Raw genomic sequence first — 8,547 nt, forward strand, 5'->3', positions numbered from 1 at the left:
AAGTTTCAGCTGCAATACCTAAAACAGGTGGAATGATGGTATATATAGAAGAAATATACGGTAAAAAACTTGGGTTTTTAACTGGATGGATGCAATCTGTATTATTCTTCCCTGCTACAATAGCTGCTATATCAGTTATGTTCGGGCAACAAGCTGCTATATTATTAGGTAATGAGTCTTTAGTAATACCTATGACAGTAGGAGTTATACTATTAATAGGTGTGTTAAATACTTTTGGTTCTAAAACAAGTGGTGCAATACAAACTGTATCAACTGTATGTAAATTAATCCCTCTTGTATTAATAATAGTATTTGGATTTATAAAAGGTGGCGGAAATAATCCTATAGTGCAACCTTTAGTTGCAGAAGGTATAAGCCCAACAGGAGTAATAGGACAATTATTAGTTGCTATATTATTTGCTTATGATGGATGGATAAATGTTGGTGCTATAGCTGGTGAAATGAAGAACCCTGGAAAAGATTTACCTAAAGCAATAGTTGGTGGTTTATCTTTAGTTATGGGTGTATATGTAGTTATAAACTTAGCTTACCTTTGGGTATTACCAGCTAGTGAATTAGCTAAATATGCTTCTCCTGCTTCAGCAGTTGCCGAAGTATTATTTGGTTCAATTGGTGGTAAAATAATAAACGTTGGTATATTAGTATCTGTATTTGGATGTATAAATGGATACCTATTAACTGGACCAAGAATAACTTATACATTAGGAAAACAAAAAACTATACCAGTTATATTTGGTAAATTAAATAAAAATGATGTTCCAGCTAATGCTACGCTATTAATGGCTGTACTTTCAGCTTTATATGCATTATCAGGACAATTCAACTTATTAAGCGACTTAGCGATGTTTGCTGTTTGGTCATTCTATGTTTTAACATTTATAGGTGTTATGAAACTTAGAAAAACTCATCCAAACTTAAACAGACCATATAAAGTACCTCTATATCCTATAATTCCATTAATAGCAATATTTAGTGGATTATTCGTTGTATTAAATCAATTATTATTTGCTGGTGCAAAAAGTACAATGATGTCTTTAGGAGGAGTTGTAATAACTCTTATAGGTTTACCTGTTTATTCTTATATGACTAAAAAGTATGCTAATACTAATAACGACATAGATACAGCTGCTTAATATAACAAAGAGCGTAGATATAATCTACGCTCTTTTATTTTTATAATCTACTTCCATTATCAACCCAGTCCTTAGCTTCTTTTACATTACTAAGAGACGGTACAGATACTTTACTTTCAGGCTTTAACTGATCTATATCAGCCCAAGCTGCTGTTTCTGCATTATTAGTAGGTCTATGTTTTTTTAATCTTTTATTCCCTTCACCACTTAAAGGTTGTGCTTTTTTACTTTGCAATTTTTTCACCTCTTTCTTTTGTTTATATTATTTTTAACCATTATTTATTTTTAAATACCAGTTATTCTATGTTATTTGAAATTGCAGCTAATATATTTCTTAGATTTAATATTCCATATCCTTGTGCCATATTAGGATAAGTGTATATCTCTTTTCTAGTTGCACCTAACATTAAAAATGTTTTTAAAGGTTCTGAAAATAATAGATTTCGACTTTCTTCTTCTTGTGAAATTATATAGCTCATCATTATAGCTACAATACCTGCTACAACCGATGAACTTACTCCTGTTCCTGTTGCTGTATTATAAGCATCATTTTGATATGGACCTATTATATCAACACCTGGTGCTACTATATCTGGTTTTATTTGTCTTTTTACTACAGGACCTTTTGATGAACCTATCCATAAACTATCTGTTCTATCATTATAAGCACCTACAGTTATTACTTTTTTTATAACTCCAAATAATGTAATTGTGGCATCTGATGATGAATCCGTAAATCTAGTTTGCGGAGAAATTAAATTTTTATTAGGTAAATATACATTATAATTACCATTTATTATAAATTCCGGAAATATTCTTAAGGTCCATATACCTGGCTTTATATTTTTAAGAGTTATATCTAGCATTTCATTTCCTGATTTTATCCATGGATATATATATCTCATTTCATAGGATGTGTCTTCTAAGTTGAATCTTCCTCTATATACAAATGGTTCCGGTGTATAATTTATAACATAGCTCATTTCTCCTCCAGGAGATATTATAGCTGCTCCTATTTTATCAGGACCTATTGGACACAGAGTTATATCTAAATTAACTTGTTCTCCAACTTGAATTATTATATCTTGACTTTTATCAGCCATCTGTATGTTACCGCTATAATGTATATCTGTATTACCTTCATTTCCAGCTCCACAAACTACTATTCTTCCTGATCCCCCTAAATCCTCAAAAGAATCTAGCATAGAAACTTCTATTCCTGAGGTTGATCTACCTCCAACAGTTAGATTTATTACCATACGTTTATTTTCTCTATCAGCTACTTCCAAAGCATATTTTATACCTGCTAAAAAGTCAGATTCCTCATAGTTTACTTTTCCTTTAGCAAATGTATCTTTGTAAGATTTTAATTTTATTACTACTAACTCTGAATCTACAGCAACACCGTCATAATTAGAATTTCCATGACCTAAGCCTGCTGCTATTCCAGCTGCTATAGTTCCAGTTCCAATATTATCTACACTTAGGCTAGAATCATTTCTTTTTATATATTCATTTATTTCTTCCCTAGTAAATTCACTTCCAAATAAATACCCCTCTGGTGGCGGCTTTAAAGTGCTTTCTTGGTCCCATATAGATATAATCTTTGTAGTATTATCTGATTTTATAAAATCTGGATGTAAATAATTTATTCCAGAGTCTATTATAGCAATAATAATATCTTTTCCTGTTGGTGTTATATATGGATTTTTATATATATACTCAGTACCTGCAGCTGTTCTTACAGTTTCTCCATTTGGTAAGTTATTTGTTAATTCTATTAATGAACTCATTACACTTGATCTTTCCCACCAAATTATACCATCTATCCTATCTAATATATCTTCGTTAAAAGAATCATCTACATATAAAGCTACTATTGTATTATTTAATATAATATATCTATTAATATTATTATTTTTCAAATTTTCTTCTAACCGATCAACCGGTATATTGTATATTATAATATACGATTTTTCCATCTGACCTGTATCACCTCTATTTTAATTGTTCAAATGAACCCCTTATATTTAATAACCCATATCCTAAAGCACTATTAGGATAAGATGTATTATCAAACCTTGTTGCTCCAGCTTTTAGATAAGTTACCATTGACTGAGTAAAAGCTTTTTTAGGATATCTATTTTCAACTAAAACATACTGAAGAAATAAAGCAAGCGAGCCTGTTACATATGCAGCAGCTGGTGCTGTACCACTTATTCTTGCATACTTTTCACCTGGGTAAGGTGCTATTATATTTACTCCAGGAGCTACTATATCAGGCGCTGGTATATAATCGATAGTTGGCCCTCTAGATGAAGTTGGCCATATAGTACCATTTATAGTATCATATGCACCTACACTAATAACATCTTCATATGTTGCAGGGTAGTTTATAGTTTTTTCTGGGTTACTTTCCCTAAATCTAGTTCCTGGTTTCAAAAATACTCTGTTTGATAGATATGCATTGTATATGCCACTGTTTATATCAACGCCTATAAGTTTAATCTTCCATATACCTTTTTTAACATTCTTTAAATTTATAATGATTTGCTGTTGACCTGAAAAAGTTGTTGGATAGTTAGTTACTAGAAGGTATTCAGTTTGCTCAAAATCATATAATCCAGTTAAGAAAGAATAGGAAGATACTTGTAATAACTTACTAGTTTCTCCAGTTGGAGATATCACTTCACAATTTACTCTATCTGGTCTGTCCATCCATATTTGAATTTCTACATCTGGGTCATCCTCTGATAATTCTAATTCTATATATTCTTCACCGCCATTAAATTGTACAACTCCTGATGTATGGGTTTGTGTATTTCCTTCATTTCCTACTCCCGAAACTATACAAATACCTCGTTCAAAAAATACTGCATCTCTTAAAGTTAATGCAGTCATTGCAACTAATTCATTACTTCCATATGATATATTAAATACTATAGGCATATTAAGCTCTAATGCTTTTTTTGCTGCATATTCTGTTGCTACAGATAATGAAGCATTTGTATAATTACCATCATACTTTTTTAATTTAATTACAATTAATGATGCTTCATTTGCAACTCCTGCATAATCAGGATTTATATTTCCAAGTCCTGCACATATTCCACTTAACATTGTTCCGCTACCTTCTTCATCTACAGATAATGTAGCATCTTTTTCTCTTATGGCCTTATTAATATCTTCATTAGTATATTCAGTGCCAATATAATATCCTTTTGGTGGTTTGCCATCTTTGGTTTGATCCCATAAGTAAAGAATTTTTGAAGTTCCATCTGGATATATAAAATCTGGATGTAAGTAATCTATTCCAGAATCAACAATACCAATAATCACACCTCTTCCAGTAACATTTATATTAGGGTTTTCTTTAAAAAAGTTTGCTCCTATAATTTCATTTCCAACAACACCACCAGTTGTTCCCTGGCTTATTTGAGAAAGAGAAGCTAATCTAATAATAGGCTCTATCTTCTGAGCTGATAATATACTCACTATACTTCCTACAGCTTGCATATCACTAGGTGAAATATATAAAATTGCAAAATTATCAGAAATTCTTTCTAACCTATAAGTTATATTTAAATTTTTTAAATCTTCTTCAAACTGTTGATTCTCAAATGATACCCCTATTATTGGAATAAGATTTTCTTGCCTTAAATTTTTCTTTTTTTTTATTTTTTTCTTGCTTCGATAAAGTCCATAGTCTTGGTTATTTTGAGATATGCTCAATAAATTTAATTTAGACAAATCTAAAAATCCATACCCTCTAGAATTATTTGGATAAGTGTATTGTGGATTTCTTCTTGCATATTCTATAAGTACTGATTTGACTTTTTGAGAATATAAAAATAAGTCATTTCCTTCTACAATCCCCCACTGCATTAATAAAGAACAGACTCCCGTTACATGCGGAGTTGCCATACTAGTTCCTGTAAGTGCTCCTGTTGATCCACCAGGTAAATATGAAACTATCTCTTCTCCAGGAGCTAATAAGTCTGGTTTAATTATTCCACCATCTACATCACCTTCTCCTGAGAACGTAGAAACCACATCTGTTCTAGAATTGAAGCTCCCAACAGTTATAACTTTGCTAGCAGTACCCGGAACAGTTACTGTAAGAACCTTACTCGGTTCTAAAAACCTTGTATCTACTGTTATCCCTTCTGATGTTGGCAAATATATATCTATATTCCCATCTACTAATTTAATAGGAGTGAATAATAGTGTCCATATTCCCGGAATTATTTCAGTGTCTGATTTTAGCTCAATAGTTATTCTTCTACTTAAGGAATATGGTGCTATAGGATAAAAAACTCCATTTATCCTAGTGTTTCCAATAATATTTTTTATTAGGCCTGAATCTTGTGATATAGGCTGAGTACTTTTACCTGTTGGGCTAACTAAATATATATTAAAATCATCTACAAATGATGGCCATATATTTATATTAATTATTTTTTCATTTTGACCTACCTCTATTTCAACTAAGGTATCTTCATTTTCATCATTTTTTATATTAATTCTCTTGTGTCCTGCTTTTGTTGCATTATTACCAGCTGCAACAACTATATTATTTTTCCAAAACGAACACATTTGATCTATATATTGTTCAAATAAAGATTCCCCTCTATGAGACCCTTCATTACTTCCGTAGCTTATATTTATAGCAATTGGTCTTTGTAGTTCTAAAGCTCTATCTAAAACAAATTTTATAGCTCTCATAAATTCAGTACTTTTAGAGAAAGTATCTGTTTGTCTTCTTCCTACCCTTACAACTATCATATCTGCTTCATTTGCTACCCCACAAGCAATACCTGCTGTATGAGTTCCATGAGTACTAGTTGCTGATATAGGAACTTGCATTTCTCCATTTATAGCTTTATTTATATCTTCATTAGTATATAATGTTCCTTCTTTAAACCCATCTGGTGGATTTCCGTCAATAGATTGGTCCCAATAGTAAAGTATTTTAGATTTGCCATCTTTATCTTTGAATATAGGTATATTGTAATCTATTCCAGAGTCTATAAGACCTAGTAATGTTCCTTTACCCGTTAATTTTGTACGTTCTTTAAATGATGTTATTCCTGTACTAGAGAAGCTTTGAGTATCTTGTGTTTCTAATATGAATGGTTTTTCTACGTATTCTATCTGAGTATAATTTAATAAGTTATCAACCTTTTGTGGAGTATCTGCTGTTATGATTGCATAATTATATCCAAGAAGCTCTACAGATACACCTAGTTCCTGTTCCAAAAATGTTATATCTCCATTATATTTAACTATTACTTCATAGTCCACATGTTTCACCTCCTATAGTATAGTAAAAATATTTTACTATATATATATGTATTAATAATATTTTTATTGTATAATACATATGTTAGTTAAATTCTAAAATTTATCTTTAAAGGATGTGTTATTTTTGAAAGAAAAAAAATTTTACTTAAATATAGTGCTGACTGTAGTTGTATCATATATATTAATTAAATTTATTGATAACTATCAATACTTCTTTAATGTAGTCAATTTACTTTTATCACTTTTAACACCATTTGTAATAGCTTTTATTTTAGCTTATATATTTAATCCTATAGTAGCTTTTTTAGAAAAAAGACTAAGATTCAAAAGGATACAATCACTTCTATTTACATATGGTATATTAATAATATTATTAGTTTCATCTATAGTTTTTACTGCACCAGTTATTATAAATAGTATAATTGATATAGTAAATCAAATACCTATATATATAGATAAAACACAAGTATTTTTAATAGATTTAGGGAAAAGTTTAAAAAATGTAGATCCTAACACTTTAAAGGATATAGGAGATAATATCGTGGCAGCACTTCCTAAATTAAGTACTTTATTTGCAGGATACTTAGGCCAAATATTTAATACTACATTTTCAGTTGGTAAGTTTATAGTTCAATTTGTGTTAGCCTTTATAATATGCTTTTATATACTTCTTGAAAAAGAAGATTTTCTATTATTTACTAAAAAAACTATCTATGTTATGTTTGGTAAAAAATACGGTGACTTTACTTTAGAAGTGTGTTCTACTTTAAACTCTAATATAGGTAAATACTTTTCAGGTAAAATACTTGATTCATTTATAGTAGGTGTTTTATCTGGGATTGGACTTTATTTTATAAAATCTCAGTATGCATTACTTTTTGGGATACTAATAGGATTTATGAACTTAATTCCTTATTTTGGTCCCGTTATTGGAATGACTCCAGTTGTTTTAATAAACTTATTTTACGATCCAACTATAGCGATTTTATCTCTTATATATTTGTTGCTAGTTCAACAAATAGAAGTTGCAGTTATAGAACCTAAAATCGTTGGTGGTCAACTGGGTCTTAGTCCATTTTTAACTATATTAGCTGTTACTGTAGGTGGAGGATTTTTTGGAATTCCAGGTATGATTCTATCTGTTCCTGCAATAGGTGTTATAAAAATGTATATAGTTAAATTTGTAGAATATAAATATAAAGATATTAAATAATTAAATTATAAGGAACAACCTCTTTTAATATATAGTTTTTTATTACTTGAGTTTGTTCCTTTTTAATATTTATTATTTTCTATGGCATAAGTTTTTCAAAAATATAAATACCTATAGTATATATATTTTTATTAATGTTAATAAAATATATATATACTAAATTATAAAAGTTGGTGATTATATGAAAAAATTAATTATGGTTTTATGTATTTTATGTAGCTCTTTATTCTTCATAAATCCAATTGAAAAACTAACATATGCAAATGATACTAATAAAATACATCAACAAACTGAGTTAACTTTAGAACAAGCTAAAGAACTTCTTATAAAATATAATGATAAGGTTGATTATATATATCAAGGAGATGCAAATGAATTTGAGTATCTAAAATCTAAAAATCTTCAAGGATATGTTTTTTTACCAGATGTAGATACTGACATAGGATATTTTGTTGATAAACAAACTTCAAATATATACTTCTTCCATCCAAGTGGATATTTGGAATTAGTAAAATAATTAATAATATAGCTTAGACTGAAACACATACTTTAGTCTAAGCTATATTTATAAATAATCAATATTAAAATTTATCTTTATTGGCTACTTTCATTCAAACTTCTTAAGTATTTTCTTCTATCTTCTTATTTAATCTTAATATTGATTTCCATTGACTGCACTTCCTAACATATTTTTTGAAAAATTAGATATGTCACTTGGAACGCAATCACTTGTTGCAAGTAAACTATAAATTTCTAAAGCTCTCTTATAATCTCTTTTTCCAGCATAAGATTTAAATGCTTCTTCTGATAAGTCTTTACATATTTTACTTATTCTTTCATATCGTCTTTTCAATCTTATCGCCCCTTTGATATTAG

General features: G+C 29.3%; 7 protein-coding genes. 3 read left to right on the forward strand and 4 right to left on the reverse strand.

What is annotated here, in order from left to right; translation table 11 throughout:
• Window positions 1–1,154 (forward strand): APC family permease (locus Q5F54_RS07575; RefSeq protein WP_302334175.1); only part of this gene is annotated, 1,154 nt, incomplete at its 5' end.
• A gap of 40 nt (window positions 1,155–1,194) precedes the next feature.
• Here the strand turns inward: Q5F54_RS07575 and Q5F54_RS07580 are convergent.
• The 3 genes from Q5F54_RS07580 to cspBA are packed head-to-tail and all read right to left on the reverse strand — an operon-like array spanning window position 1,195 to window position 6,458.
• Window positions 1,195–1,398, reverse strand: coding sequence for a DUF3787 domain-containing protein (locus tag Q5F54_RS07580; protein ID WP_334292255.1), 204 nt, complete (start codon window positions 1,396–1,398; stop codon window positions 1,195–1,197).
• 52 nt (window positions 1,399–1,450) lie between these two features.
• A complete protein-coding gene (gene cspC, locus Q5F54_RS07585) occupies window positions 1,451–3,136 on the reverse strand; it encodes a bile acid germinant receptor pseudoprotease CspC (RefSeq protein WP_281537922.1) in 1,686 nt (561 codons plus the stop codon).
• A gap of 16 nt (window positions 3,137–3,152) precedes the next feature.
• Window positions 3,153–6,458, reverse strand: coding sequence for a bifunctional germination protease/germinant receptor pseudoprotease CspBA (gene cspBA, locus Q5F54_RS07590; protein WP_281537923.1), 3,306 nt, complete (start codon window positions 6,456–6,458; stop codon window positions 3,153–3,155).
• A 124-nt stretch (window positions 6,459–6,582) separates the two neighbouring features.
• Here cspBA and Q5F54_RS07595 point away from each other — a divergent pair, with 124 nt between their 5' ends.
• Window positions 6,583–7,671, forward strand: coding sequence for an AI-2E family transporter (locus tag Q5F54_RS07595; protein ID WP_302168822.1), 1,089 nt, complete (start codon window positions 6,583–6,585; stop codon window positions 7,669–7,671).
• 181 nt (window positions 7,672–7,852) lie between these two features.
• Complete coding sequence (locus tag Q5F54_RS07600; RefSeq protein ID WP_071121080.1) at window positions 7,853–8,188, forward strand: hypothetical protein; 336 nt, start codon at window positions 7,853–7,855, stop codon at window positions 8,186–8,188.
• A gap of 135 nt (window positions 8,189–8,323) precedes the next feature.
• Here the strand turns inward: Q5F54_RS07600 and Q5F54_RS07605 are convergent.
• The coding region (locus tag Q5F54_RS07605; protein ID WP_302334176.1) for a hypothetical protein at window positions 8,324–8,547 on the reverse strand (224 nt) is incomplete at its 5' end.

The organism is uncultured Romboutsia sp., assembly GCF_958366745.1.
Taxonomy (GTDB): domain Bacteria; phylum Bacillota; class Clostridia; order Peptostreptococcales; family Peptostreptococcaceae; genus Romboutsia; species Romboutsia timonensis.